This window comes from Streptomyces sp. IBSNAI002, assembly GCF_052244475.1.
GTDB lineage: Bacteria > Actinomycetota > Actinomycetes > Streptomycetales > Streptomycetaceae > Streptomyces.
The window spans coordinates 36,066-60,952 of the sequence record NZ_JBQPXG010000006.1; the positions used below are offsets into that span (position 1 = coordinate 36,066).

Sequence of the window (24,887 nt, forward strand, 5' to 3'; positions counted from 1 at the left end):
CGCTCCACCAGGCGAACCTTCGGTGAGGAAGTCGACATCTCCTGGGCTGTGCGCGCCGGTCGGCTCCAGGTCAGGGGGTTCGGCGGGGCTTGGGGGGCGGGGGTGGTGAGGTTCGGTGGTGGGCGGCGGACTGGGCGCGGCGGCTGTGGTGTGCGGCTATGCCGTGGTCGGCGGGGTCGCAGGCGAGCAGGAGCGGGGTGAGGCGCTGGATCCTGCGGTCCAGGGTGAGGGCCAGGCGGGAGCGTTCCCGGTTTCGGATCGCTGCGAGGGTCTGTGTGCTGGTGTGCAGGTGGTCGGCGAGGAAGCGGGTGGGCCAGCCGTGTTCGGCGAGGGTTTGCAGGCTGGTGGCGGCCCTGTCCGCTTCGGCGAGGCCGGGGAGTCGCCGTTCGGGTCGGCGGACGGTGTCCGGCGGGATGCCGAGGATGGCTTCCGCGGTGGTGCGGTGGATGCGGGCCGGCCGTGCTTCGGCCGGGCGCAGCAGGCGCCGTACGAGGGTGACGGCGACGCCGGACATCTCGGCGATGTCCGCTGCCGACAGGCCCGCCCTGTGCAGTCGGCGTGCGGCCGCGGCGGCATCGGTCGAGGGGACGCGGGCGGGGCGGCCTGCCATGAGCTCGCGGGTGCGCCGGGTGCGGTCCCGGCGTGCCGCGGCCCTGCATTCCTGGCGCGGGCACCCGTAGTCGGCGCAGGTGGGGCTGCCGTGCCTGACTCGGGAACGCAGTGGTCTTTTGCGGTTGGCGTCGGCGGTGGGGGTCTGTGGGTTCATGCCGGTTCGATTGTGCCGGTTCGCGGCCCTGTCCGCCTCGCACCTTCGGCCAGATCTGCCGTGGCGGGGCACCGTGGCAGGGTCAGTACGAGGCGGGCGCCCGGGGTGCGGGGTGGCTGGGCTGTGAGGGTTCCGCCGTGGGCCGCGGCGATGTCGCGGGCGATGGCCAGGCCCAGGCCGGTTCCTCCGGCGTCGCGGCTGCGGGACTCGTCGAGCCGGGTGAAGCGGGTGAAGACGCGTTCCCGGTCGGCGGGGGCGATGCCCGATCCGTCGTCGCACACCTCGGCAACGACCGTATCGCCGGTGGCGGCGACCGTCACCGTGATGCGTGCGGCGGCGTGTCGTTGGGCGTTGTCCAGGAGGTTGTCGATGATGCGGGCGAGGTGGCCGCGGTCGCCCCGGACCGGGGCCGGGGTGGATGCGTCGAGGACGACGGGGAGTTGTCCTCCGGGCCGCCTGCGCAGTGTCTCGGCGGTGAGGTCGGCGAGGTCGAAGGGCGCCTGGTCGGGGCGCCGGCCGGCGTCGAGGCGGGCGAGCAGCAGCAGGTCGTCGACGAGCGCCTGTACGCGTACGACGTCGTCGAGCAGGTCGGAGCCGTGCAACAGCTCGGGGTGGGCGATCGCCACCTCCACGTGGGCGCGCAGGGCGGCGATCGGGTTCCGCAGTTCGTGAGAGGCGTCCGCGACGAAGCGTCGCTGGCGGTCCATGGCCTGCTGGAGTTGGTCCAGGGTGTGGTTCATGGTGGTGGCCATGCGGGCGACCTCGTCGTGCGAGGCGGGCACCGGGACCCGGCGCCCCAGGTCCCGTTCGGTGATCTCGGCCACCTCCGCGCGGATGGCCTCGACCGGGCGCAGGGCACGGGCGGTGTTGCGCCAGGTGACGGTGGCGACCAGGGCGAGCAGCAGCGGGATGCCGGGGATCATGGAGCTCAGGATCAGCCGGTAGGTGAACTCGGCGGTCTGCAGGGACGTGCCCGCGTACACGGTGGCGGCGTTGCCTTCCGACTCGGTGCGGACGGCCACCACCCGGTACGGGCGCTCTGCGGTGACGGTGTCCACGCGCATGCTGCGGGCGGCGACGGCGCGGCCGGCCGACGGCTGGAATGCGGCGATCGGGGGGCGGCCGGTGAGGTTCTCGCTCGCGGCGAGGATCCTTCCGTGGTCGGTGACGACCTGCAGGAGGCTGTCCTCACCGCCGGGTACGGAGAGCCGCTGCACGAGCGTCCCGTCGCGGGTGTCCCTGGCGATGGCCTCGGCCCGGGTTCTGGCGGTCTTCTCGGCGGTCTCGACCAGGCCGTGCCGGGTCACGGTGAGCAGCCCCGCGCAGGCCGCGCCCAGGGCGATGAACACGATCGTCAGGGCGCCGACGGTCGTCTTGACGCGGACGGAGGCGTGAGGGAAGCGGGGTGGTCTCATGAGGCCGGACCCAGGGTGGCGCCCTTGGCCGGGACGAGGCGATAGCCCAGCCCCCGGGAGGTGTGGAGGAGTTTGTCCGCCCGTCCCGCGAAGGGGTGGTCGATCTTGCGGCGGAGTGCGCTGATGTGGACCTCGACCAGGTTGGGGTCGCTGTCGGCCGGCAGGTCCCAGACTTCCTCGAGCAGGGCGCCCTTGGACACGGTGACGCCGGGGCGACGGGCGAGCACTTCCAGGACGTCGAACTCCCTGGCGGTGAGGGCCAGCTCGGAACCAAGGCGTGTGCAGCGGCGCGTCTGCGGCTCCAGGAGCAGGTCGCCCACTTCCACCGTCCGCGGTTTGGCCTGGCCGCCGCGGCGCAGCAGGGCACGCAGCCGGGCCTGCAGCACCAGGTACGAGAACGGTTTGGTCAGGTAGTCGTCGGCGCCCGTGTCCAGTCCTTCGGCGACGTCGTATTCGCTGTCCCTGGCCGTGAGCATCAGGATCGGCGTCCACAGTCCGGCGGCCCTGATCGTCGAGCACACCCGGTGTCCGTCGAGGCCCGGGAGCATCACGTCCAGGATCACGACGTCGTATTCGCGCTCCAGCGCGAGTCTCAGGCCTTCGTTGCCGTCGTACGCGACGTCGACTTCGAGACCCTCGGCTTCGAAACCGCGGCGCAGCACCTTGGTCAGCGAGATCTCGTCTTCGACGAGCAGCATGCGGCTCATTAGTGGGATTTTAGTTGTTTTGGGTGGCGGTCCATGGACACGGATGACCTCAGCGGGGAACGTGCCGGGACCAGTCGTACTCGTCCTTGCCGAAGTCGTGCGATCGTTCGCGGACTTCCCCCTGTGACGGCGCCCGGGTGGCGCTGTCCCCGCCGCCGGTCCGGCTGTCCGAGGAGCGCCTGCGCTCATCGCCGTCGTCCTGCTCCTTGTCGTGGCGGACCGCTGCCCCCGACGTGGCGTCGACATCGATCTCGTGGCGGATGCTGCCGTCGCGGACGTCGATCTGCCACAGGGGGCGGCTCTCGGTGCCCTGGATCGACACTTCGGAGACGTAGCCCTTGCCCGCCGCCTTGAGGGCGGTGGCCGCGGCGTCGGTCCGCGGGACGGTGGCCGCCGCCAGCTTGCCGAGGGCGATCTTCAGGTACGAGCGGGCCTGCTCGGGCATCTGGTCGGCCCGGCTGCCGAGCAGTGCGCCGGTCGTGGCATCGACGGCGACGTTGTGCACGCGCGGTTCGGAGGTCATGACGTCGACCTCCCAGACCCCGTCGTCCAGTTCGACGTCGGTGGCCTTGCCTCCGGGCACCGACTTCTCGGCCGTCTCGACCGCCGCGCTCCACGACGTCTGGGTGCCGCCCTGCTCCACCGGAGCGTTGCCCGTGGGGTCGGTCCCCTTCCCGGCCTCCGCGGCCGCGTCGGCGGAGGCCGCGCTGCCGGCGGAGCGCGCCTTGTCGATTCCGGCGTCGGTGCCCGTGGAGCAGGACGCCGAGGACAGTGCGAGCACTCCGGTCAGGGCCGAAGCCACGAGCAGGCGGTGGCGGCGGGCTGCGGTCAGGGGACGGCGCTTCATGGTGGGTGGGCTCCTTCGTCGTTGCCTGCCGACGGCGCCGTGCGTGGCGCCACCGATGCCCTGAACGATCCCAACCTCTCCTGAGCCGTCCCTGAAGAATGCTGAAGCCGATTTCAGGAACCCGCCGGGCGCGGGCCCGCGCGGGCGGAGCGCGGGCGGAGCGCGGGCGGAGCGCGGGCGGAGCGCGGGCGGAGCGCGGGCGGAGCGCGGCGTTCAGTGCTTGGCCGTCAGCAGGGTCACCGTCATTCCGGACAGCCTGAAGGTCCGTTCCGGCTCGTAGTGGCTGCGCAGTGCCTCGGACTTGCCCGCCGGCATCGGTGGTTCGCGTGTGACCGGGTCGAGGGTGAACGCGTCCGAGTTCTCTGCGGCGGTGTGCTCGAGGAAGACGTCCCGCGGCATTCTGTCGGCGAGATGGTAGGCCAGGCCGAGGTCGGGCAGCCACATGCCCCGTGCCCCGTACGCGATCGCGTCCCCCGGCAGTTGGCGGGCGTCGATGACGGCCGCCGCGTCGGCGTACGCGGTCCAGCTCGCGGGGTGGTCGGCTCGCGGCGGTCCGGCGCAGGGAGACCTGGTCGGTCAGCCCCGCCAGGGCGGCGGCCACCACCGCCACGGCCGCGACCGTCCGCCGCCGCACCCGGGCGAGCGCGGAGCCGGCCAGCAGGGACCAGGCCACTGTGGTGGCAGGACGGGCAGCAAGGTGAACGCCGTCAGCGCGGCTGCCGCCCGGCGCTGCCGCCGCCCCGGCAGGATCCACGCGACCGCGGCCAGCAGCGGTAGGAGGACGGCGGCGAGCGGGGAGCACAACAGCTGCGCGCCCCACCAGGTGCCTTGTGCGGAGCGGTCGTCGAAGCCGATCAGGGTGGCGGCGGACGACGGACGGATCCAGGCGATCTGCCGTCCCTGCCGGCTGGGGCCCAGCCACAGCAGAGGGGCCAGGGCGGCGAGGCTTCCGGCGAGCTCGTCCCGCCACAGTTCGGGCCGGGTGATCCCGGTCGAGCGTGCTGTTCCGTCGTCCGTTCGGATGGACCGACCGGTTCCTTCGGGGACACTTCCGCGGACTCGCGGTACAGGCACGGTCAACGTCCGGCGCGACGGATCCACTTACAGCCGCCCCGCGGCTCCGTACTGGTGATCATGATGGGAGCGGCGCCCGACCCGTGCGTCCCGTCGTCGGCGTACTGCGCCCCGGCCTCAATCCAGGCCCTGGCCCTGACCGGGGGCCCTGACCCGTGTGCCCGCACACCGAGGGGGTGTCCCTCATGACCGCCCGTACCACCGACAGCGGCCTGACCGAACTCGTCAGGGCCGCCGCGCAACGTCTGCTGACGGCTGACCAGGTCGCCGCGGCCAAGTGGATTTCGGGCGCCCCCATCGACGATCCCGACCGGGAGCAAGAGGTCCTGGACGCGATGGACGCCGAGGCCGTGCGGCTCGGGATCGACCGGCACCTGGTCCAGAGGATCTTCCGGGACCAGATCGAGGCGAGCAAGTGCGTACAGCACCACCTCCACGACCGCTGGCGTACCCACTCCGCCGAAGGCCCCGCCATGGCACCGGATCTGGGCGCGGTCCGCGAGGAGATCAACCGCCTCAACACCTGCCTGCTCCTGACGGGGAGGGACGCCCAGGCGCTGCTGTCCGGCCCCCGTTGCGCCGCCCGCCGCGAGCACGCCCGGCTGGCCGTTGCGCGCGATCTTCGGCTGCCCCCGGTTCACACGCGGGCTCTCCACCGGGCGCTGACCAGTCTCTGCATCGCACATGTCTGACCGGGTCACCGGCGAGGTGAGCAGAGGCCCGGAGAGCTGCCTTCCCGAAGCCGGGAAGCGGGCAGCGGGCTGATCGGGACCGCACACGCCGCGGCCGGTGCGGTCCCGATCAGTGGGGGCGAGAGGTTACGTCAGACGAGGTCGGTCCGTGCCTCGGGGGGCGGTGTCACGCAGCGGCCCCGGCCTTACGGCGGCGGGCGAGGAAGGCTCCGCCTCCGAGCAGCGCCGCGGCGGCTCCACTGGCGGCGAGAACCACGGTTCCGCCCGACATCGGAGTCGGGATTTCGTCGACGGCGCCCGTGATGGTCCAGTCGAACTCGCCGGTCTCCGTCTTCTCCGAGGAGTCGGCGTTCACGCAGACGACCTCGAAGTGCATCTTGTACACGCCGGGCTTCGTCGGGGTCCCGTACACGGTGGCGAAGGAGAGGTCCTTCGGGGGGGTGTTGTACTTCATTCCTTCCGGAAGGTTCGGAAACTTCACCCCGTCATAGGTCTTCTGCTTGGTGCCGGCCGGGCAGGAGAACCCCACGATCTGCACCTCGTTGCCTATGTATTTCCCCACAGGATCCGTACGGTCTTCGACACGCACCACCGGCTTGGAGCCACTGCCGGGGCCGTCTGAGTTGGCGAGGGCGGTGCCGCCCATTACGCCGTTCAGCAACAGGCCCGTGGAGCCCAGCAGGACGCTTCCTGCCAGTATCCGATTCTTCACTGCTTCTCCTTATGCCGGATGTTCGTTGCTCAATAAAGAGAGCATTCCCCACATCTCGGAAACGGAGGAGAAAGTGCCATAGAACTGCCAGAAGTGGACACCGGTCGGTCGGGCGGGGCAGCTTGGCGGAACCATCGCACCATACGTCTTCGTATGGATAATCCGCCCAGGGCAGGCAGCGACACAAGGCCTTGGAGTCCAGTCTAGACCTTTTAGATCCGTCTCGCCCGGGGGCATTTCTGCACCGCTGGATTGGCCGGAGAATCACCCGGCATTATCGGCCGACAATTGCTCGGGGGTTCGCCAAGTTTTCCGGAACCGAATTCCGAGGAATTGTGGGAGCTGCTGCAGCGAGGGGGCGGCGTTCGCAGGCATCGCGCCGGTCGTCATCTGCTGCCGGCGCTCGAAGGTGAACGGCATACCGGCTCGGCGGCTGCCGGAAGACGGCTCTCATGAGCGAATCGGCTGAGCCGGCTCCAATTGGGCGTCGCCGGATGCGTTGTTCGTTGGTTCGAGAACGGCGGAACCCTCGACCCGGGAAACGGGTCGAGGGCGTCGTCACCGGGGCGGCACGGGCGTCCGAGGTGCGCGGGGCGTGCGGGGGGGGGATCAGGCTCCGTGGCCGTGGCCCTTGCAGCCGCAGCCGGGGGTCTGGGCGCGGGGCAGGCCGTCGGTGAACGTGCTCTGGGAGAGCACCGCGAGGACGGTGGCGGCTTCGGTGCCGTGGTTGGTCAGGGTGATCTCCTTGCCCGCGGGGAGCATGGCGAAGGTGCCCGGGCCGACGGTCCTGGCGCCGCAGCCGCAGGAGGCTTCCACCGAGCCGCTCACACCGGTCAGCAGGAGCTCCGAGGTGCCGTGGGAGTGGGCGGGGATCGTGCCGCCCGCGGGTACGTGGATGCGGACGGCCGCGAGCTCGCGGAACGGACCGCCCTCCGGGTCCAGGCGCAGCACCTCGGTCTCGGTGGCGCCGGGGGCAGCGGTGACGGTCATGCCGAACATGTGCGGGTTCCTAACGGATCGTGAGGTGCGGGCGGGGCGCGGGAGTTCGGGCCGACGCCGCGGCCGCAGCGTCAGCGGGGCCCGTACCAGGCCGTTCCGGTCATGTGCCGAATGTAGTCGAGGCGGATCGTCGCGATCGCTGCGAAAGGTCCCCAAGCGGCGGGCCTTTCGGCAGGGCGCCTCAGGGCACTCCGTTGGCCGTGATGGGCCACTGGCACCAGCCCGCCGTGACGGAGGCGCCGGCGATGGCCGAGCCGGGGGCCCGCCCGGTCCAGCCTGACGGCCGGGGCGAGGAGATTCGGGTCCGGATATCTTGCCGAATTGTCTCGGCCGTCTTTCCGCAGTGCATGGCCAGATCTTTGTAAGGTCTCGCCCGCCACATTGCGGCCGGCGCTCTCGGAAAGCGGAGGTCGGGATCTCATATGTGAATGTTGCGGGAGGGATTCCGGATGATTCTCTTTTCGATGAGGATCGGGTGTCCCGGAATCAGCCCGCCCGCCAGGCGGAATCGGCCATTTCGTTCGTTTTCTGCGCGGGGGAAGTCCGCGCGGTGCTGTTCTGTACGCCACTGACGGCCGTCCGGACTAAGGAGAAATGCTTTGAGGACACGTTTGCTCGCGCTCGCATCCGCACTGTCGGTCAGCGCCCTCATGGCACTGGCCCCTCCGTCGCCGGCCGCTCAGCCGCAGGACGGCGCGAAGGAGGCCGGTTCAGCGCTCCGGGCCCTCGACGGGCGCGCCGGAGCGACGATCGGACCCGTCTACTTCCGCAATGACCGGACCGGCAGGTGCATGGACATCCCCGGCGTCGGTGGCGCGGGCAACGGCACTCCGGTCAACCAGTACAGCTGCGATACGTCGACCGCGGACAACCAGCGCTTCTACCTCGACCACTGGGGGGGCACCCCGCAAGGACTGGCGACGTTCACCATCCGCAGCGTCAAGGCCGTCGGCATGTGCGTCGACCCGCCGGGCGAAGGCAATCCGGGAGTGAACGCGCCCCTGCAGATGTGGACGTGCATACCCGGTTCGTGGGACAACCAGCGCTTCTACCTCCAGCCCCTGCCCAGCGGACGCGAATGGATCCGGCACGAGGTCAGCGGCCTGTGCCTGGACGTCGCGGGGCTGAACGCGGGCAATGACGCGCGGTTGCAGTTGTACTACTGCACGGACGGGCCCGCCGACGACCACAACTGGTCCACGCACCTGCTGTAGCCGGCGCCCCGGGCGGGGCGCCGTGCCTCACAGGGCGCGGGGTTGGCCGATCAGCGGGGTGCGGACCGGGGTGGCGAGGCCTACGAACAGGACCAGTTGGTGGCCGCCCGGGTTGGTCTGCACGGGGTCCAGTTCCCAGTTGTTGGCCAGCCAGACGTTGCCGGACGGGTCGATCTGGACGCCGGTGTTGCGGACCAGACCGTCGCTGCCGTAGCCGGCGGTCGCGGGTGAGATCGGCTGGCCGGTGCGGTGGCCGGGCGGGCAGGCCGCCGTCCGTACGCCGCACAGGCGGGTGACCCTCTGGCCGGAGAAGTCGGCCACCCAGACCGTGTCGGAGCCGTCGACGGCGATCCCCCAGGGCAGGGTCAGGCTGCCCGCGGTGAAGGGGCCGGCCGCCGGGGTACCGTCCGGGTGGATCAGGGTGACGGAGGCGCCGTCCGCGGCGGGGCCGCCCGCCGGGCCCACCGCATCGGCGAGCTGCTGCGCGGTGCCGTCCTCGCAGGGCACGGGGACGGCGCCGCTGTTCGACACCCACTGGTTGCCCTCGCTGTCGGAGGCGATGCCGAGCGGGCGGCGCAGCCCGCCGCCGGTGACCGTACGCTCCAGGCTGCCGTCGGGGGCGAACACCGCCACGCTGTCGCTGCCGTTGCCGGTGACCCAGGCGCGGCCGCGGCCGTCCAGGGACACGCCGAAGGGCTTGACGAGGGCGCCGCCGCCGACCGGGATGTTCCGGGCCCGCTCGGGCCGGCCGCCGGGGATGCGGGTGACGCTGCGGCTGCCGCAGTTGGCCACCCAGAGCGTGCCGTCGGGTGCGGCGAGGGCGCCCTGCGGCTGGACGTACCCGCCCTGGCGCCACCCCTGCGGCGGTGACAGGGCCCGGCCGTGGGCGTCGAACTGGGAGACGCTGCGGAACAGGGGGTCCGGGTCCAGGGCGCAGCCGCGGCCCTGGAAGCCGAAGTTCGTCGCCCACAGGTCGCCGTCGGGTCCGAACGCGACCCCGTACCCGGCTCCGTACAGGCCCCCGCCCTCGTACGGGGCGCCCGCGGCGTCCCGCCCGTCGGGGCGCAGCCGCAGCAGCTGGCGGCCTCCGCAGACGGGTTGCCGGGGGTCGGCGCCGTAGGTGTAGTTGTTGACGATCCAGGCGTCGCCGCCGCGGTCGAAGGCGATGTTGCCCGGTCCGTCGATCTCCCGGCCGTTGCCCTCGTAGCGCAGGGCGAGCGTCCAGGCGGTGGGGGCGGTGTCGAGCGCGGGCGTGTACGTCGGGTGGCGGCGGGCCAGTTCGAACAGCCGGGCGGGGTGGGTGCCGGGGGCGCGGGCGATGTCGGCGACGGCCTGGAGGGTGTTTTGGGGGCGGGGCCCGCCGGACGGGCGGGCGGTGTCGAGGAGGTCGGTGCAGCCGCGGGTGCTCAGGGTGCAGGCGGCGAGCGCGTCGGCCAGCGAGTTGAAGGTGCGCAGGGTCGAGGTCTGCGCACCGTTCGGCGGGGCCGCCAGGAAGGCCGAGACCCCGCCGGTGGTCACGTCGGCCAGGTTGTGGGACACGTGCGCGGCGTTGCGGGGGCCCGGCCAGGGGCCGGCGACGCCGCCGTCCCGGGTGAACTGGGCGAGTGCGAAGCCGGCGGCCACGGTGGTCCGCTCGGTGACCGTGATGCGGCGGGGCCGTCCGTTTCCGGCGTCCGGGGCTCCGGTGAGCACCGCGGCCAGCCGTACGGGCTCCGGCCGGTGGGCGCGCCGCCGGTCGTCGGCGGGCGGGGTGTCGGCGGTCAGGTAGACCACGGCGCCGGGGGCGCGGGGCGGGGTGTGGGTGAGGTGGAAGCGGCCCCGGTCGTCGGTGCGGGCGGTGCCGAGCCGGCGCGGGGCCTCGCCCCAGCCGGTGCCCGCCTCGTACACGGTGACCAGGGCGCCGGGCACCGGGCCGGCGGCGCCGCGGACGACGCCGTCCCGGCGGACGTCGGGGACGCCTGCGGGGTGCGGGTCGCCGGCCGCGGCGACGGCAGGGGCGAACGCCGCGGCCACGGCGAGCAGGGCCGCCGTCAGGGCGGCACGGCTGTGGGCACGGCGCATGCGGACGCGCATCGGCATGGTGTTCCTCCGCCTCCGGGACACGGTCCACGCCAGCACACACCGGCGGACCGCGCCCCGTACGGGACCGCCCCGCCGCGGGCGGCCGGTTCGCCCGTACGGGCCGGGCGGGTTCGCCCGTACGGACCGTGGGGTTCGGCCGTACGGACGGGGTGCGGGGCCGTCACAGCGGGGTGGTGGGGTCCCGGTGGGAGACGCATGCGGCGATGCGGAAGCCCGGTGGGGGGTGGGGGGTGTGGCAGGTCCAGTGGGTGGGGTGGGGGACGTGGGGGGACAGTTGGAGGGCAGCGCGTCCGTTGCCGTCCGGGCGGAAGGTGATCTGGTGGAAGGGGAGGCGGATGCCTGCGCCGACGGCCTTGGCGTAGGACTCCTTCAGGGTCCACAGCTGTACGACCGCGTCGCGGCGCCGGGGGGCGGGGAGCCGTTCCACGGCCGTGCGTTCCTCCGGGGAGAGGCATCGGGCCATGAGCCGTCTGACGTTTTCCGGGTCGCTCAGGGCGTCGCAGGTCTGGATGTCGATGCCGACCGGGCGGCGGCCGGGGGCGAGGCCGAGGAGGCAGAGGCCGCCCGAGTGGGAGAGGCTGAACTCGACGTCGAGGCCGAACCGGGGGTGGATCGCGGGCTTGCCGTTGCGGGCGAGGTCGAACTCCCAGTCCTGCGGCGGGACGGGGGCGAGGCGGGAGAGTTCGGTGCGCAGCAGCCAGCGGGCGTACTGGAACTGCCTGCGGTCCGTGTCGAAGCGGTAGGTGTCGGCCCGGTGCAGTTCGGCGGGGGACATCACGGCCCGCCAGGTGTCCTCGGGGGGTGCGTCCGCGTCGTCGCGTCCGGCGGGGATGTCGGCCCGGCCCATCGCGGTGATCAGGCCGGGGATGCGGGGGGCGGCGAGCCGGTGTGCGTCCGGTACGGCGGGTGGTGCGGCGGGTGGTGCGGTGGGGGGTGCGGTGGGGGGTGCTGTGGGGGGCATCGTCTGCTCTCCGTGTGCGTCGGGCGGCGCCGGCGGAAGGCGGGCGAGTGGAGCACGGCCGCGGTGACGATCCGCGGCCGTGCTCCTGGGCCGTCGTACTCGGGTCAGGCGTCGAGGCCCAGTACGTCGGGCTGCTTGGCCAGTTCGCGCAGGGTGGCGCGGGGGTCCGGGAGCAGGCGGCGCGTGGTGAGGTCCAGCAGCCCGATCACGCAGTCGATCCGGGCGGCCGAGATCCCGTCGGGCGTGAGGAAGCGCTGGGTGAGCTCGACGAGCTTGCCCTGTCCTCCGCTGATGGCGCAGCCCACGTCGACCTCGTCGCCGGCGCGCAGTTCGCGCTGGAAGCGGACGGAGGCCTTGAGGAGGACCGGGCCGATGCCCGCGTCGGACAGGACGTCCGGGGTGAGGCCGGCGGCCTGCAGGAACTGCCAGCGGGCGTGCTCCGCGTACTGCATGTACACGGCCTGGTTGAGATGGCCCTGCCGGTCGGTCTCGTAGGCCCGCGTCTGGACGCGGACGCTGAACGGTTGTCCCATGCCGGCCGCCCTCAGGCCCCGACCGGGTCGTCGAAGACGATCCGCCAGGTGCCGTCGGGCTGCTGGCGGGACACCACGGTGCCCTTGCCCCGGAGGTCGAGGGGCTTGCCGTCCTCGTGGGTTCCGACGAGGTGCCAGTCGGCGTGCGTCATCGCGATGTCGCCGGCGCGCAGGGCGCTGGTCATGGTGATCTCGGCGCTCTTGATGGCGGCGAACATCGGGGTCAGGGCCTTGGAAACGGCTTCGAGGCCGATCTCCTGGGCGCCGTCCGGCGGCTGTACGAGGATGCCGTCCGGCTCGTACAGGTCGAGCATGGCCTGCTGGTCGTTGGTGTTGAAGGCCTCGGCGATGAGGCCGGGTATGTCTTCCGGGCGTTGTGCCGGCATGGAGGGTCTCCTTGCTGGTGGGACTGGGCGGGCCGGTCGGTCGGCGCGGTGGGTCAGCCGAAGATGCCCTGGCCCGGCGTGAGGATCGCGGCGGGGTCGTAGTGGCGCTTCAGGTCGCTCAGCGAGGCCCACCGCGACCCGTAGTGGGCCCGCCAGTCGGCGCGGGTCAGCGAGGGCACCGAGCCGACGAGGTAGCGCTTGCCCCCGAGGCTCACCGCGCGGTCGTAGAAGCGGCGGTTCTGGGACAGCAGGCCGGGGACGTCCGGGTGGTTGGGGGCCGGGATCCGGATGAGGCTGACCTCGAAGAACTCGTTCGTCCGGCGCTTGGGGAGGACGAAGTTCGGCCGGGTGAGGGAGCGGGCGTCCATCGGGGAGATCCGGACCGGGCCGGGGCCCATCTGGGTGGCCGTCAGCTCGCCGAGCACGGTGTCGAGGTAGGCCGGGGTCTTCTCGGCGCCGACGAACACCATCAGCCACGGCTTCTGGCTGCCCCAGAAGCCGGCGGCCTTGAGGGCCGCCCAGTTCGGGTCGAAGCGCAGCAGCCAGTCGCGGAACGGCAGGTCGGCGGACGGGCCGGCGGTGGCCTGCGGCGAGAGCACGGCCTGCACGGCGGCGACGTCGGGCTGGGCGGGCGCCGAGTAGAAGATGCCGAGCGCCAGCCGGTAGGTCCAGCCGCCGCCGGGCTTGGGCTCGGCGTAGCCGTTCTGGTCGTTGACCACGCCGGCCCGCATGACGGCCAGCGAGTCCCGCAGGAACGCGTCCCGGTCGGTGTAGGTGAACTCGAGCGAGCGGGCGGTGGTCTGCGCCGGGATCAGCTTGATGCCGGCCCGGACGATGACGGCGTACTGCCCGCCGCCGACGAGGACGGCCTCGAACAGCGCGCGGCGGTTGGTGCGGGAGCAGGTGACCAGCTCGCCGGTGCCGGTGACGACCTGGAGCCACTCCACGTTGTCGGCCTGCGAGCCGTAGCGCTGGCTGGTGCCGCCGAGGCCGCCGACGCTGAGGGTGCCGCCGATCGACAGGTGGGCGAAGTCGTTGTAGACGGGCGGCGCCTGGCCCGTTTCGAGGGCCTGGAGCGCCAGCGTCGACCAGGTGGCTCCGGCGTCGACGTCGGCGATGCCCTGCGCGATGCCGTGGATCCGGCTGAGCGGCTTGAGGTCGATGGCGATGCCGCCCTCGACCAGGGCCTGCCCGTAGTGCGAGTGCGAGTGGCGGCCCTCGGTGCCGGTGCCGCTCTGGCCGTTGACGGCCACGGGGATGCGGTTGTTGCGGGCGTAGCGGACGACCTTCTGGATGTCGTTCACCGAGCCGGGGGTGAGGACGGCCTGGGGCTGCCGCGTGAACAGGTGGCCGAAGTCCTCGGTGAACGCGGACGCGTCCGCGGGGAGGAGGAGTGTGCCGTCGAGGGCGGGGACCTGGCGGAGGCCGGGCGTGGAACTGGGGGCGGCGGCCCACGCTCGGGCGCCGGGGTCCCACCCCGCGATCGCCGCGCCCGCTCCGACAACGACCAGTCCGGACAGGATCTTCCGGCGTGAGAGCTCGGTATGCATGCCTCGTTGGTACGCCCGCGAGCGCAAGGGGAGCGCAAGCGCGGCCCGGCGCAGTGGCAGGGCCGCCGACCCGTTTCAGTGCGCCAGTGCCACGCCCTGTGCCGCGCCCGGTGCCGAGCCCAGTGCCGCGCTGCGGTGCTCTTGCGGGCTGACGCCGTAGACCCGCTTGAACGCCGAGCTGAGGGCGAACCCGCTGCCGTATCCGACCTGGCGCGCCACGACGTTCAGTGTGGCGTCGGACTGGCGCAGCAGGTCGGCGGCCAGGGCCAGGCGCCATTCGGTCAGGTAGGTCATGGGCGGTGTGCCGACGGTGTTGCGGAAGCACTCGGCGAGCGTCGCCCGTGGCACGCCGACCTCGGAGGCGACCCGTGCCAGCGTCCAGTCGTTCGCCGGGTCCTCGTGGAAGAGGCGCAGTGCCTCGCCGGCCACCGGGTGGGTGTGGGCCCGGTACCAGGCGGGTGCCTCGGTCTCGGGGCGGTCGAACCAGACCCGCAGGACCGAGATGAGCAGCAGGTCGAGCAGGCGGTCGAGTACGACGCCCTGGGCGGGGCCCTGTTTGGTGACCTCGCCGGCCAGTACCGGGATGAGCGTGGAGTCCCACGTGTCGTCGGAGACGACCAGCAGGGGCGGCAGTACGTCGAGCAGGCGCTGGCCGACGGCGCCGACCTCCTCGTACACGCCGAGCACCATCTGCACCGACCCTTCGGGGTTGCTGCCCCAGGTGCGCACGCCCAGCGACATGCGCTCGCGCAGCTCGACGCCCTCGGGGGTGACGCACTGCTGGCCGGGGTGGACGATGACCTGCGGCGGGGTCGCCGGTTCGTCGCTCATCACGTAGGGGTCCGGTCCGCGGAAGATGGCGACGTCGCCGGGGCGCAGCCGGACCGGCTCGCCGTGGTCGGGGTCGACGTACGCCTCGCCGCTGAGCATGACGGCGAGGCAGAGCGGTGATCTGTCCTGGACCCGGATCGACCACGGGGGGTCCAGGAGGATGCGGAGGAGGAATGCGCCGCTGGCCCGCGGCCCTTCGAGTAACCCTGAGAGTGCGTCCACCCGCACCACACTAGACGACTGGACATGGATGCTGGCACCTCAACCATGGACCGTCCAGATTGCCGGCGTTCAGACTTCAGGCATGACAACTGACAAGCACACGACGTTGGTTCTCGGCGGTACCGGCCGGGTCGGCCGCCGGGTAGTGAAGGGGCTCACCGACCGGGGCGTGGACGTGCGCGTCGCCTCCCGCACCGGTACGCCTCCGTTCGACTGGGAGGACCCCTCGACCTGGGCCGGCGTCTTCACCGGTGTCCAGTCCGCCTACCTGATGTACTACCCCGAGGTCGAGTGGCCGGGCGCCTCCGACGCCATCGGCACGGTCGCCCGGCTGGCGGTCGACGCCGGGGTCCGGCGCCTGGTCCTGCTGTCCGCCCGCAACCAGGAAGAGGCCGTCCGCTGCGAGGAGGCCGTGACCGGCCTCCCGGTCGAGTGGACGATCGTCGCCCCGGCCTCCTTCAACCAGAACTTCGACGAGGGCGTGTTCCTCGAGCCGCTGCGCCAGGGCGTACTGGCCCTTCCCGCGGGTGACAACGCCGACCCGTTCGTCGACGCCAACGACATCGCCGACGTCGCGGTGGCGGCGCTGACCGAGTCCGGCCACGCGGGTCAGCGTTACGAGCTGACCGGTCCCCGCCTGTGGACCTTCGCGGAAGGCGTGGAGGAGATCGCCCGGGCGACGGGACGCACCCTGCGCTACGAGCCGATCACCCGGGAGCAGTTCGCCGACGCCATCGTCGCCGACGGCGCCCCGCGCGATTTCGCCGACCCGCTGGCCACGCTCATCTCGGAGTTCTTCGACGGCCGCAACAGCTCGCTGGCCGACGGGGTCGAGCGCGCCCTGCACCGCAAGCCGCGCGACTTCGCGGACTGGGTGGCCGAGATCGCCCCGACCGGTGTGTGGGACGCCGCCTAGGTCGGCGGTTCCCACGGGTGCCCGGTCTGAGCACGGGGCGGGGGAGTCCCGGTCGTGCGCCTCGGCGCACCGCGGACTCCCCCGCCCGTGCCCTCTCCCCCGCACGGCACCGTTTCGCCAAACCCTCCGGATCCCGGGAGAGACGATGCACAACAACGCAACCGCGCAACCGTACGGGGGCCGCTGGTGAGCCTGCGCAGAACGGGCGTCCTCGTCGCCGCCACGCTCACCTCGGGACTGACCGCGGGGCTGTTCGCCTCGGTCTCCTACGCGGTGATGCCCGCGCTGGCCCGCAGCGACGACCGGACCTTCGTCGAGTTCATGCAGAACATCAACGAGGTGATCCTCAACCCGGTGTTCATGCCCGTCTTCCTCGGCGGGCTGGCCTGCGCCGTCGCGGCGGCGGTCACGCACCGGCGCACCGCCGACAAGGCGTTGCGCGCCTGGATCCTCGTCGGGGCCGCCGGCTACCTGGCGATGTTCGCGGTCACCGCCGGCGTGCACGTGCCCCTGAACTACGAACTGGCCGCGGCCGGCGACCCCGGGCGCATCCAGGACCTCGCCGCCCTGCGCGACGCCGTCGAGGACAAGTGGGTCGCCTGGAACACCGTGCGCGCCCTCGCCAACGTGGTGTCCTTCGCCGGGTTCTCCTGGGCCCTGGTGCTGCTCGGCCGCTCCGAGGACCGCTCCGGGGCCCCCGGGCTCCGCGAGCGCGTCACGGCGTCCTGACCACGCGCCGGCACGGCCCGCGGGGGCGGGCCTTGCGGTGATGTTGCGGGGGCGCCCCCACGATGCCGGTGATGAAACTTACCCGGCTCTGGACATCGTTCGCCCGGCAGGTGGACGCCCGCCCCCACGCCACGGCCCTCGTGGCGTGGGGCCGGCACATCTCCTACGGCGAACTGGCCGACCTCGTGACCGAGGCCTCGGCCCGCCTCGAACGGCTCGACACGACCGGCGGCGAACCGATCGGCGTGCCCGCCACCAAGACCCCCCGGACCATCGCACTCGTGCTGGCCTGCCTGCGGGCGGGCCTCCCGGTGGTCCTTCCCTCGGCCACGCTGCCCGAGGCCACGCTGCAGCGCCTCCTGGACCGGGCCGGCTGCCGGCACGTCCTGCGTGCCGACGACCCCGGCCCCGCCGGCACCGGCGCGGCGCCCGCCCCCGCCACCCCCGCCCGGGCCGGCTCCCCACGGCCCTCACGGCCCACACGGCCCCGACGACATCGCCTTCGTGCTGACGACGTCGGGGTCGACGGGACTGCCCAAGCTGGTGCCGCTCACCGCGGGCGCCGTCGAGCGCTTCGCCGACTGGGCCGCCGAACGGTTCGACCTGGGCCCGGGGGCCTCCACCCTCAACTACGCCCCGCTCAACTTCGACCTCTGCTTCCTGGACGTCTGGGCCACGCTCCACCACGGCGGCCAGGTCGTCCTGGTCGACCCGGACGCCGCGACCAACGGGCGCCACCTGCTCGACGCCATCGACGACAACGCGGTGACCGTCGTACAGGCCGTGCCGATGGCCCACCAGCTGCTGGCCGACGCCGCGGACGACGCGGCCCGGCGGCTCACCTCGGTCCGCCACGCCCTGTTCACCGGCGACCACATGCCCGCCCGGTGCCTGGCCCGGCTGCCCGCGGTGTTCCCCCACAGCCGCTTCTACAACGTCTACGGCTGCACGGAGACGAACGACAGCTTCGTGTACGAGGTGGACCGGGACGCGCTGCCGGCCGACGGCGTTCCGCTCGGCACTGCGCTGCCCGGCGTCGAGGCGGTCGTCCTCGACGAGGACGGCGCCGTGGTGACGGGGCCGGGACGGGGCGAGCTGGTCGTCGCCACGCCGTTTCAGTCCGCCGGCTACCTCGGCGCCGACCCGGCCGCGCCCAGCCCGTTCACGGACACCCCGGCCGCCCTTCCGCCGGGTGCCGCGGCCCGCTTCTACCGCACCGGCGACATCGTGCGCCGCGACGGGGCCGGCGTCCTGCACCTGGAAGGGCGCAACGACTTCCAGGTCAAGGTGCGCGGCACCCGGGTGAACACCGCGGTCGTCGAGCAGGTGCTGCTCGACCACGAGGAGGTGGCCGAGGCCGTGGTCCTCGCCGTCCCCGACCCCGTCGCGGGCCATCTGCTGCACGCGGTGCTGCGCCGGGTGCCGGGGGCGGGCGTGGGGACGCTCGGCCTGCGCGAGCACTGCGCCCGGCACCTGCCCACCGCGGCCATCCCCTCGACCCTGCGCCTGTCCGAGGTCACCTTGCCGCGCACGTCCACCGGCAAGGTCGACCGCCAGGCCCTCGACCGGATTCTCAGGTCGCCTCGCCCCGAGGCGACCGCCGTCAGAAAGGAACCCGCACGATGAAGAACGAGGCCCCGATCAAGAGCTTCCTGATCCAGGAGTTCATCCCCGACGTCCAGGCGTCGGAGCTCGCCACCGACTACGACCTGCTCGCCAACGGGGTCGTCGACAGCCTCGGGCTGCTCAAGCTCATCGCCTGGGTCGAGACCGAGTTCGACGTCGTCGTCGACGACGCGGCCCTCGACCCGGACAACTTCCGTTCCATCGACGCCATCGACGCCTTCGTGGCGCGGGCTTCGGTGCCGGCCGAGGCGAGCTGACCCGTGCACGACGCATTCGCCGCCCTGCGGGCCGGCCGCCCGGTCGACACCGCGACGTGGTCGTCGTTCTGGGACGAGCTGAGCGCCGGCACGCTGGACGCGGGCGAGCCGGCGGCGCTCATGGCGGCGCTCGACCTCGACGCGGTCGCCCCCCAGACGTTCACCAGCCTGGTGCGGTCGCTGCGCGCGCGCCGCACCGGGCCGGTGCGCCCCTTCCCGGGGGCGGTCAACGTGGTCGGCACGGGCGGCGGCGCACCGACGTTCAACGTCTCCACCGCCGCCGCCTTCGTCGCCGCCGCGCTCGGGGCGCGCATCGTGAAGACCGGGTCGCGGGCCCACGCCAGCAAGTACGGCTCCGTCGACCTGCTGGAGCGGCTCGGCGTCCCGCTCACGAAGTCGTACGAGGACACGGCCGCCGCGCTGGACCGCCACGGCATCGCCTTCGCCGGCTACTTCGTGTACCCGGTGGAACTGACCGTGCTGGCCCGGCGCGTCATGCCGGTGCCGATGCGGACCTACGGGCGGGTGCTGAACGTGCTGGGCCCGTTCCTGCCGGCGCTGCCGGGCACCCGCCAGCTCACGGGGCTGTCGAGCCCCGCGCTGCTGCCGCTGGCCCGCTCCCTGGCGGAGGCGGTCGACGACCGCGAGGTCTGGCTGTGCACCAACGACATCGGCGCCGACGAGCTGGTCGGCTTCGCCGACAACCTCGTCCACCGGGGTGCGGGCGGGCCCGTCCGGCTGAACCCGGACAGCCTGGGCACCGCCGACGGCACCCTGGCGGACCTGGCACCGGTGTCCGAACCCGAGCGGGTCGTCGAGCACTTCCTGGACGTCGTGTCCGGGCGGGCGGGCGAGGTGGCGACCCAGACCGTCGCCCTCAACGCCGCCGCCCTGACGATCGCGGCCGAACGCGAGACGCGGTGGCGTCCCGCCATGGCCTCGGCGATGGCGGCGATGCGGGACGGCGCGGTGCGCGACCTGGTCGACGCCGTACGGGCCGGTGCGCAGGCGCCGGAGCAGGCGCCGGCGGTGCTGGTGGGCGAGGGGGTGTCCGGTGACTGACCTGTTCCCGCGCCCGCCGGGCCTGGCCGTGTTCCTCAATGCCGGTGACCCGCCGTTCGACGTGCTCGACGACATCGCCGACATGCTGGACGAGCACGAGGTCGACGTCCTGGAGCTGGGCGTTCCGTTCCCCGACTCGATCAGCGACGGGCCGGTGATCCGGCGGTCCGCCGACCGGGCGCTCGCGGCCGGGACGGGCCTGGAGGACGCGCTCGCGTTCGTCGAGCGCTCCCGCGCCCGCCACCGCCACCTGCGGGTGGTGGTCCTCGCCGACTGGGCGCACACGGTACGCCCCCGTTCGATGGCGGAGGTCGTCACGGCCATCGCCGGTTCCGGGGCGGCCGGGGCGCTCCTGCACGGTGCGCCGCCCCGGGTCCGCCCGGACTTCTACGAGCGGGCCGCGGCGGCCGGGCTGCCGGTCGTCACCACGTGCTACGCGTCCTCGCCCCCGGCGGTCGTGGCGGAGGCCGCGGCGCACGCCTCGGCGTACGTGTACCTGGTGACGCACTACGGTCCCAGCGGCGCGGGCCCAGCTCCCGACGCGGGAGCCCTCCGCGTCCCGGTCGACGCGCTGCGGGCGCTGACCGACGCGCCGATCGCCGCCGGTTTCGGGGTGCGCACGGCGGCCGACGTCGCGCGGGTGCACGCGGCGGGCGCCGACGCGGCCGTCGTCGGCAGCACCGTCGTCGCCCGCGCCGAGTCCTCGCTCGCCGGGGGCGGCGACGTCGTCGCCGACCTCGCCGGCCTCGTCACCGGCCTGCGTCCCCACCACCTTTCCCACCGCCTTTCCCACCGCCTTTCCGACCCCTTGAGTTTCCCCACCCCTTGAGAGGAGCGATCCGATGATCGTGCGCAACCTGGAGAACGTCACCACCGTCGACTGGGGCAACGGCCTGAGCCGCCGCTTCCTGCTGGCGTCCGACGGGCTCGGCTACTCCGTCACCGACACCACGGTGCGTGCCGGTACGAAGTCCCTCCTGGAGTACCGCCGCCACCTGGAGGCCTGCTACTGCATCGACGGCTCCGGCGAGGTCATAGCCCCCGACGGCACCTCGTACCGCATCACGCCGGGCACGCTCTACGCGCTCGACCAGCACGAGGCCCACCACCTCATCGCCGACCCGGACACCGACCTGCGCCTGGTGTGCGTGTTCTCGCCGGCCCTGCGGGGCGACGAGCAGCACAGCCTCGACGCCTCCAGCGCCTCCGCCTACTAAGGGACAAGGGACACGGTCGACATGCGTACCTGGGACGAAGATCAGCTCGCACTGCGCGAGGGCATGGAGCGGTGGTGCCGCGACCTTGCCGACGACCAGCACGACAGCGCCGAGACCGGGTTCCCGTGGGACGCATGGAAGCTCCTCCGTTCCTCGGGAGTGCTCGGCCTGCCGTTCGACCCCGACCGGGGCGGGGCCGGCGTCGACCTGCTCACGACCATGTTGGTGCTGGAGGCCCTGGGCAAGGGGTGCCGTGACGGGGGCCTGAGCTTCTCCGCCGCCACCACCATGTGCAGTACGGGGGTCGCGCTCCAGCACTTCGGGACCGACGAGCAGAAGGACCGGTACCTGCCCCGGGTGTGCTCGGGTGACCTGATCGGCGCCCACGCCATCAGCGAGCCCGACACGGGGTCGGACGCCCTGAGCATGCGGACGAGCGCCGTCCGCGACGGGGACCATTTCGTGCTGAACGGCAGCAAGAGCTTCGTGACCAACGGGCCGATCGCCGACGTGGTCGTCGTCTACGCCCGCACCCGGCCCGAGGGCGGGCCGCTCGGCATCACCGCCTTCCTGGTCGACACGGACACCCCCGGCTTCTCCGCCGGCCGGCCGCTCAAGAAGATGGGACTCACGTCCTCGCCGATGAGCGAGCTGTACTTCGACGACTGCCGGGTGCCGGCCGACCGGGCCATCGGCGGCATCGGGCGGGGATACCTGCTGCTCGAGCACGTCATGAAGTGGGAGATCCTCTGCTCCTTCATCATCAACGTCGGGGAGATGCAGCACCGTTACGAGCGCTGCCTCGAATACGCCCGCACGCGCACCCAGTTCGGCAAGACGATCGGCTCGTACCAGGCGATCTCCCACAAGCTGGTCGACATGCGCATCCGCGTCGAGACGGCGCGCCGGTGGCTGTACGACACCGCCGAGCGGCTCGTCGCCGGGGAGAACGTCACGATGGACGTGGCGATCGGCAAGCTGCTGACCAGTGAGGCCAACGTGGCCTCGGGGCTGGCGGCCATCCAGGTCTTCGGCGGCAACGGCTACATGTCGGAGTACGGCCTCGACCGCGAGCTGGCCAACGCGGTGGGCAGCACCATCTACTCGGGCACGACGGAGATCCAGTACAACCGGATCTCCTCGCTGCTGGGGCTGTGACCGTGCTGCTCAAGGTGTGCGGCGCGACCAGCCGCGAGGACGTCGCCCTGCTCGGGGCCGCGGGCGCGGACCTGATCGGTCTGTGGCACGGGGTCCCGGGCGGTCCCGCCGACCTGCCGGCCGGCCGCTTCGCCGGCCTGGCGGAGGCCTGCCGGACCCTGGAGGTGACCGCGGCGCGGCCGGCGCCGGAGCCGATGATGGTCACGTTCCTGCGGGACCCGGCCGCGATCCTGGACGCCGCCCGCGCGGCCGGGGTGCGCTGGCTCCAGCTGCACGGCTACCAGCCGCCGGCCGTGGTGGCGGCGCTCAAGCGGGGCCGGCCCGAGGTCACCGTGGTCAAGGTCCTCCACGTGACCGGCGACGCCTGCGTCGAGCGACCGCTGCTGGCCTCGTACGAGCGGGCGGGGACGGACGTGTTCCTGTTCGACGCCACGACCGCCGAGGGGCGGGTCGGGAGCACCGGTCTGTCGCTCGAACCCGACGTGGTGATCGACCTGGCCGAGGCGACCACGCGCCCGTTCCTGCTCGCCGGGGGCATCTCGGCCGGCAACCGGCTGCGCTACGAGAAGGTGTCCGCCCACCCGCAGTTCGCCGGAGTCGACGTGGACACGGCGGCGCGGGACGCGACGGGCGCGTTCTGCGCCGACAGCGTCGCGGACATCCGGCGGCAGTGGAGTGCCGTCCCCGACGTGGAGGAGGTCGTCTGATGGCGCCGTCGTTCATCGACGCCCTGCTGGGCGCCGACCGTCCGGTGGTCATGGAGCTGAAGCCGCGCTCGGCCGACGGCGAGGACCTGTTCCGCGACCGGTCGCCCGCCGAGATCGTGGCCCGCTACGAGGCCGCCGGGGCGCCCTGCCTGTCGGTGGTCACCGGCCGCTGGTTCGGCGGTGACGCCGGGCTGCTGGCCGAGGTGACCGGGCTGACCGAACTGCCCGTCCTGCAGAAGGACTTCATCACCAACCCCGGCCAGCTGCGGGCGGCCGTCGAGCTCGGCGCCTCCGCGGTGCTGCTCACGGCGGCGCTGCTGCCGAAGGCGGCGCTGGCCCGGCTCGCGGAGGGGGCGCTGGCGCTGGGCCTCACCCCGTTCATCGAGGTGGCGAGCCCGGCCGAGGTCGAGGCGCTGCCGCCGTGCGAGGGGTGCGTGGTGGCCGTCAACAACAAGGACATCCGGGTCCGCGAGCGCGGGGACGCGGACATCGACCGCAGCCGCCGGCTGCTGCCGGCCGTCCGGCGGACGGGGTCGGCGTGCCCGGTCAGTGCCAGCGGCATCGACGATCCGCAGGTGGCCGCCGGGCTGCTCACCGCCGGTTACGCCGGACTGCTGGTCGGGACCCATCTGCTGCGGGCCAACCGTCTCGAGTCATGGTGCGAGGAGCTGGACGGCCTGCGTCGTACGTCGTCCGCGCCCCGTCGAGCGGGCTGAGCGAGAGCTCCTCCCACTCGACGGCGAAGGGCACGCCCAGCTCGTTGGCGGCGGCGATCACCCGGGCGGCGAGGTCGTTGGCCTCCAGGTACCGTCTTCGTACGACCAGGGCGCGGGCCACCCGCAAGGGCCGCTCCTGGTCGTACGGGTCGAGCTCCATGGCCGACTCGACGCGTTCCATCGCCTCTTCCATGTCGCCCTCCTCCAGGGCGGCCGTCAGCACGACGTCGATCAGGCCGAGCACCCGCTGGCGGACGACCTCGCGGCGCTGGGCGATGCGGTCGTCGTAGAGGTCGTCGGGCAGTAACGGCCCGGCGAAGGCGGCGACGGCGACGCGGGCGCGGGAGATGCGCTCGGCGTCCTGGGTGGCGGCGACGGCCCGGGCCAGGTCCTCGAAGGTGTGCAGGTCGACCTTGCAGGAGGACAGGCACAGCAGCTGGCCCCGGCGGTTGACGAGCGAGCCGTAGGTGGCCCGGGCCCGGGTCACGACGTTCTTCAGGCGGCGCTGGCCGACTCCCGGCATCTCCCCCGGCCACAGCATCTCGACCATGGTCTCGACGCGGACGGAGCCGCCGGCGAGCACGAGGTGCTTCACCAGCTGGCTGGCCCGGCCGGAGCCGTGCAGCACGGCGTGGCCCTGACGGACCTCGAACCCGCCCAGCACCCGCACCTCGTAGCCGACGCCGCTGGTCAGGGCGCCGGTCACGACCGCGGGGGGCAGCCGGATCGCCGACCGCAGGACGCCGACCACGCGGCTTTCGCGGCGGTCGAGCAGGTCGGGGTGGCCGAGGCTCGCGGCCCGGTCGAGGGCGATCAGCAGGCGCTGGTCGGCGGCGTCGATGTGGCCGGCGGCGTGGCGGGCGTAGCCGGTCAGCAGTTCGGCCTTCCAGCGCAGGCAGGGCGCGATCTCGCCGTCCTCGAGCATCCGTTGCAGGACCACGGCCGCCTCGGGCTCGCCGCGGCGGGCGCCGATGAACGCCTCGGTCAGCGCCAGGGTCACCGGGTCCTCGACGCGGTGCTCGCGGGCTGCGGCGAGCAGCCGGGCCGAAGCCGCGTCGGCGCCCACCACGGCGCAGGCGTCGGCGGCCTCGCACAGGAACCGCAGGCCGCCGCTGTCGCGGATCATCATCTGGCCGAGGTGGGCCTCGGCCCTGGCCAGTTGTTCGAGCACCCCGGACATGTCCTGGTCGTTGGCCGCGACGATGAGGCGGGTCCAGGCGGCGTGGCCGGCCACCCAGTCGATGCGCAGCAGCTCGGCGAGGCGCATGGCGTCGTCGAGGATGGCGAGCGGCCGCTCGGCCTCGCCGCCGAGGGCCAGCAGCCGGGCTTCCATGACCAGGCACAGCATGCGGTCGAACTGGGTGCCGCTGGTGGCGCCGAGTCTGCGCAGCAGTACGGCGCCCTCGCCGGTCTTGCCGAGGGCGGCCAGGACCTGGGTGGCCAGGCCCCGCTGGACCGCGGCGACGCGGGCGGGCTCGCCCAGTTCGCCCCAGGTGATGGCGGCCTGG

26 protein-coding genes and 1 pseudogene are annotated in these 24,887 nt (G+C 72.9%); 13 read left to right on the forward strand and 14 right to left on the reverse strand.

The features are described from left to right. Nucleotides 1-70: 70 nt before the first annotated feature. The 6 genes from ACTVZO_RS43410 to ACTVZO_RS43435 form a co-directional block, all read right to left on the reverse strand. A complete protein-coding gene (locus ACTVZO_RS43410) occupies nt 71-766 on the reverse strand; it encodes a hypothetical protein (RefSeq protein ID WP_443304099.1) in 696 nt (231 codons plus the stop codon). Further along, nucleotides 763-2,181: a sensor histidine kinase gene (locus ACTVZO_RS43415; RefSeq protein ID WP_443304100.1), complete on the reverse strand. Its 1,419-nt coding sequence runs from the start codon at nt 2,179-2,181 to the stop codon at nt 763-765. Before ACTVZO_RS43415 ends, ACTVZO_RS43410 begins: the two co-directional genes overlap by 4 nt. Further along, a complete protein-coding gene (locus ACTVZO_RS43420) occupies nt 2,178-2,888 on the reverse strand; it encodes a response regulator transcription factor (protein WP_443304101.1) in 711 nt (236 codons plus the stop codon). The genes ACTVZO_RS43415 and ACTVZO_RS43420 overlap by 4 nt, the downstream gene beginning before the upstream one ends. A gap of 49 nt (nt 2,889-2,937) precedes the next feature. Further along, entirely contained in the window at nt 2,938-3,735 is a 798-nt protein-coding gene (locus ACTVZO_RS43425; RefSeq protein ID WP_443304102.1) for a PepSY domain-containing protein, read from the reverse strand. A gap of 213 nt (nt 3,736-3,948) precedes the next feature. Then, nucleotides 3,949-4,179, reverse strand: a complete 231-nt coding sequence (locus ACTVZO_RS43430) for a hypothetical protein (RefSeq protein ID WP_443304103.1) — start codon at nt 4,177-4,179, stop codon at nt 3,949-3,951. A gap of 132 nt (nt 4,180-4,311) precedes the next feature. Beyond that, nucleotides 4,312-4,809, reverse strand: a complete 498-nt coding sequence (locus ACTVZO_RS43435; protein ID WP_443304104.1) for a hypothetical protein — start codon at nt 4,807-4,809, stop codon at nt 4,312-4,314. Nucleotides 4,810-4,994: 185 nt separating this feature from the next. Here ACTVZO_RS43435 and ACTVZO_RS43440 point away from each other — a divergent pair, with 185 nt between their 5' ends. Next, the gene (locus ACTVZO_RS43440; RefSeq protein ID WP_443304105.1) at nt 4,995-5,501 is read left to right on the forward strand and encodes a chorismate mutase; all 507 of its coding nucleotides are present in this window, start codon (nt 4,995-4,997) and stop codon (nt 5,499-5,501) included. Nucleotides 5,502-5,667: 166 nt separating this feature from the next. Here ACTVZO_RS43440 and ACTVZO_RS43445 read toward each other — a convergent pair whose 3' ends face one another. Together ACTVZO_RS43445 and ACTVZO_RS43450 are read right to left on the reverse strand one after the other, a co-directional pair. After that, nucleotides 5,668-6,213 carry a hypothetical protein gene (locus ACTVZO_RS43445; protein ID WP_443304106.1) on the reverse strand — a complete coding sequence of 182 codons (546 nt, stop codon included), beginning with the start codon at nt 6,211-6,213 and terminating at the stop codon, nt 5,668-5,670. A 609-nt stretch (nt 6,214-6,822) separates the two neighbouring features. Then, nucleotides 6,823-7,212: a cupin domain-containing protein gene (locus ACTVZO_RS43450; RefSeq protein WP_443304107.1), complete on the reverse strand. Its 390-nt coding sequence runs from the start codon at nt 7,210-7,212 to the stop codon at nt 6,823-6,825. Between the two features lie 599 nt (nt 7,213-7,811). On the opposite strand from ACTVZO_RS43450, the gene ACTVZO_RS43455 reads away from it, so the two are divergent. Then, on the forward strand, nt 7,812-8,426 hold the full coding sequence (locus ACTVZO_RS43455) for an RICIN domain-containing protein (protein WP_443304108.1): 615 nt from the start codon (nt 7,812-7,814) through the stop codon (nt 8,424-8,426). Between the two features lie 27 nt (nt 8,427-8,453). On the opposite strand, the gene ACTVZO_RS43460 is transcribed toward ACTVZO_RS43455, so the two are convergent. From ACTVZO_RS43460 to ACTVZO_RS43485, 6 genes are all read right to left on the reverse strand, one after another. Next, nucleotides 8,454-10,505 (reverse strand): hypothetical protein, encoded by a 2,052-nt coding sequence (locus ACTVZO_RS43460; RefSeq protein WP_443304109.1) that lies wholly within the window; start codon nt 10,503-10,505, stop codon nt 8,454-8,456. 163 nt (nt 10,506-10,668) lie between these two features. Further along, nucleotides 10,669-11,469, reverse strand: coding sequence for a 4'-phosphopantetheinyl transferase family protein (locus tag ACTVZO_RS43465; RefSeq protein WP_443304110.1), 801 nt, complete (start codon nt 11,467-11,469; stop codon nt 10,669-10,671). A gap of 104 nt (nt 11,470-11,573) precedes the next feature. Beyond that, a complete protein-coding gene (locus tag ACTVZO_RS43470) occupies nt 11,574-12,002 on the reverse strand; it encodes an acyl-CoA thioesterase (protein WP_443304111.1) in 429 nt (142 codons plus the stop codon). A gap of 11 nt (nt 12,003-12,013) precedes the next feature. Beyond that, complete coding sequence (locus tag ACTVZO_RS43475) at nt 12,014-12,388, reverse strand: YybH family protein (RefSeq protein ID WP_443304112.1); 375 nt, start codon at nt 12,386-12,388, stop codon at nt 12,014-12,016. Nucleotides 12,389-12,441: 53 nt separating this feature from the next. Then, nucleotides 12,442-13,938, reverse strand: a complete 1,497-nt coding sequence (locus ACTVZO_RS43480; RefSeq protein ID WP_443304113.1) for an FAD-binding protein — start codon at nt 13,936-13,938, stop codon at nt 12,442-12,444. A gap of 75 nt (nt 13,939-14,013) precedes the next feature. After that, a complete protein-coding gene (locus tag ACTVZO_RS43485; RefSeq protein WP_443304114.1) occupies nt 14,014-14,991 on the reverse strand; it encodes an AraC family transcriptional regulator in 978 nt (325 codons plus the stop codon). Between the two features lie 82 nt (nt 14,992-15,073). On the opposite strand from ACTVZO_RS43485, the gene ACTVZO_RS43490 reads away from it, so the two are divergent. The 11 genes and pseudogenes from ACTVZO_RS43490 to ACTVZO_RS43540 all read left to right on the forward strand — a co-directional run bounded on the left by ACTVZO_RS43490 (nt 15,074) and on the right by ACTVZO_RS43540 (nt 23,379). After that, nucleotides 15,074-15,907: an NmrA family transcriptional regulator gene (locus ACTVZO_RS43490; protein WP_443304115.1), complete on the forward strand. Its 834-nt coding sequence runs from the start codon at nt 15,074-15,076 to the stop codon at nt 15,905-15,907. 186 nt (nt 15,908-16,093) lie between these two features. Then, nucleotides 16,094-16,636 (forward strand): anthrone oxygenase family protein, encoded by a 543-nt coding sequence (locus ACTVZO_RS43495; protein ID WP_443304116.1) that lies wholly within the window; start codon nt 16,094-16,096, stop codon nt 16,634-16,636. 71 nt (nt 16,637-16,707) lie between these two features. Then, nucleotides 16,708-16,968: pseudogene (locus tag ACTVZO_RS43500) on the forward strand (AMP-binding protein); the annotation flags it as partial. A gap of 172 nt (nt 16,969-17,140) precedes the next feature. Next, complete coding sequence (locus tag ACTVZO_RS43505) at nt 17,141-18,262, forward strand: AMP-binding protein (protein WP_443304117.1); 1,122 nt, start codon at nt 17,141-17,143, stop codon at nt 18,260-18,262. Beyond that, complete coding sequence (locus ACTVZO_RS43510; RefSeq protein WP_384225430.1) at nt 18,259-18,519, forward strand: acyl carrier protein; 261 nt, start codon at nt 18,259-18,261, stop codon at nt 18,517-18,519. The genes ACTVZO_RS43505 and ACTVZO_RS43510 overlap by 4 nt, the downstream gene beginning before the upstream one ends. A 3-nt stretch (nt 18,520-18,522) precedes the next feature. Then, entirely contained in the window at nt 18,523-19,581 is a 1,059-nt protein-coding gene (locus tag ACTVZO_RS43515; RefSeq protein WP_443304118.1) for a hypothetical protein, read from the forward strand. Next, the gene (gene trpA / locus ACTVZO_RS43520; protein ID WP_443304119.1) at nt 19,574-20,410 is read left to right on the forward strand and encodes a tryptophan synthase subunit alpha; all 837 of its coding nucleotides are present in this window, start codon (nt 19,574-19,576) and stop codon (nt 20,408-20,410) included. The genes ACTVZO_RS43515 and trpA overlap by 8 nt, the downstream gene beginning before the upstream one ends. A 13-nt stretch (nt 20,411-20,423) precedes the next feature. Continuing rightward, nucleotides 20,424-20,798: an ectoine synthase gene (locus ACTVZO_RS43525; protein ID WP_443304120.1), complete on the forward strand. Its 375-nt coding sequence runs from the start codon at nt 20,424-20,426 to the stop codon at nt 20,796-20,798. 21 nt (nt 20,799-20,819) lie between these two features. Further along, entirely contained in the window at nt 20,820-21,956 is a 1,137-nt protein-coding gene (locus tag ACTVZO_RS43530; RefSeq protein WP_443304121.1) for an acyl-CoA dehydrogenase family protein, read from the forward strand. Continuing rightward, nucleotides 21,953-22,663, forward strand: a complete 711-nt coding sequence (locus ACTVZO_RS43535; RefSeq protein WP_443304122.1) for an N-(5'-phosphoribosyl)anthranilate isomerase — start codon at nt 21,953-21,955, stop codon at nt 22,661-22,663. The genes ACTVZO_RS43530 and ACTVZO_RS43535 overlap by 4 nt, the downstream gene beginning before the upstream one ends. Next, nucleotides 22,663-23,379: an indole-3-glycerol-phosphate synthase gene (locus ACTVZO_RS43540; protein ID WP_443304123.1), complete on the forward strand. Its 717-nt coding sequence runs from the start codon at nt 22,663-22,665 to the stop codon at nt 23,377-23,379. Before ACTVZO_RS43535 ends, ACTVZO_RS43540 begins: the two co-directional genes overlap by 1 nt. Nucleotides 23,380-24,887: the final 1,508 nt, after the last annotated feature.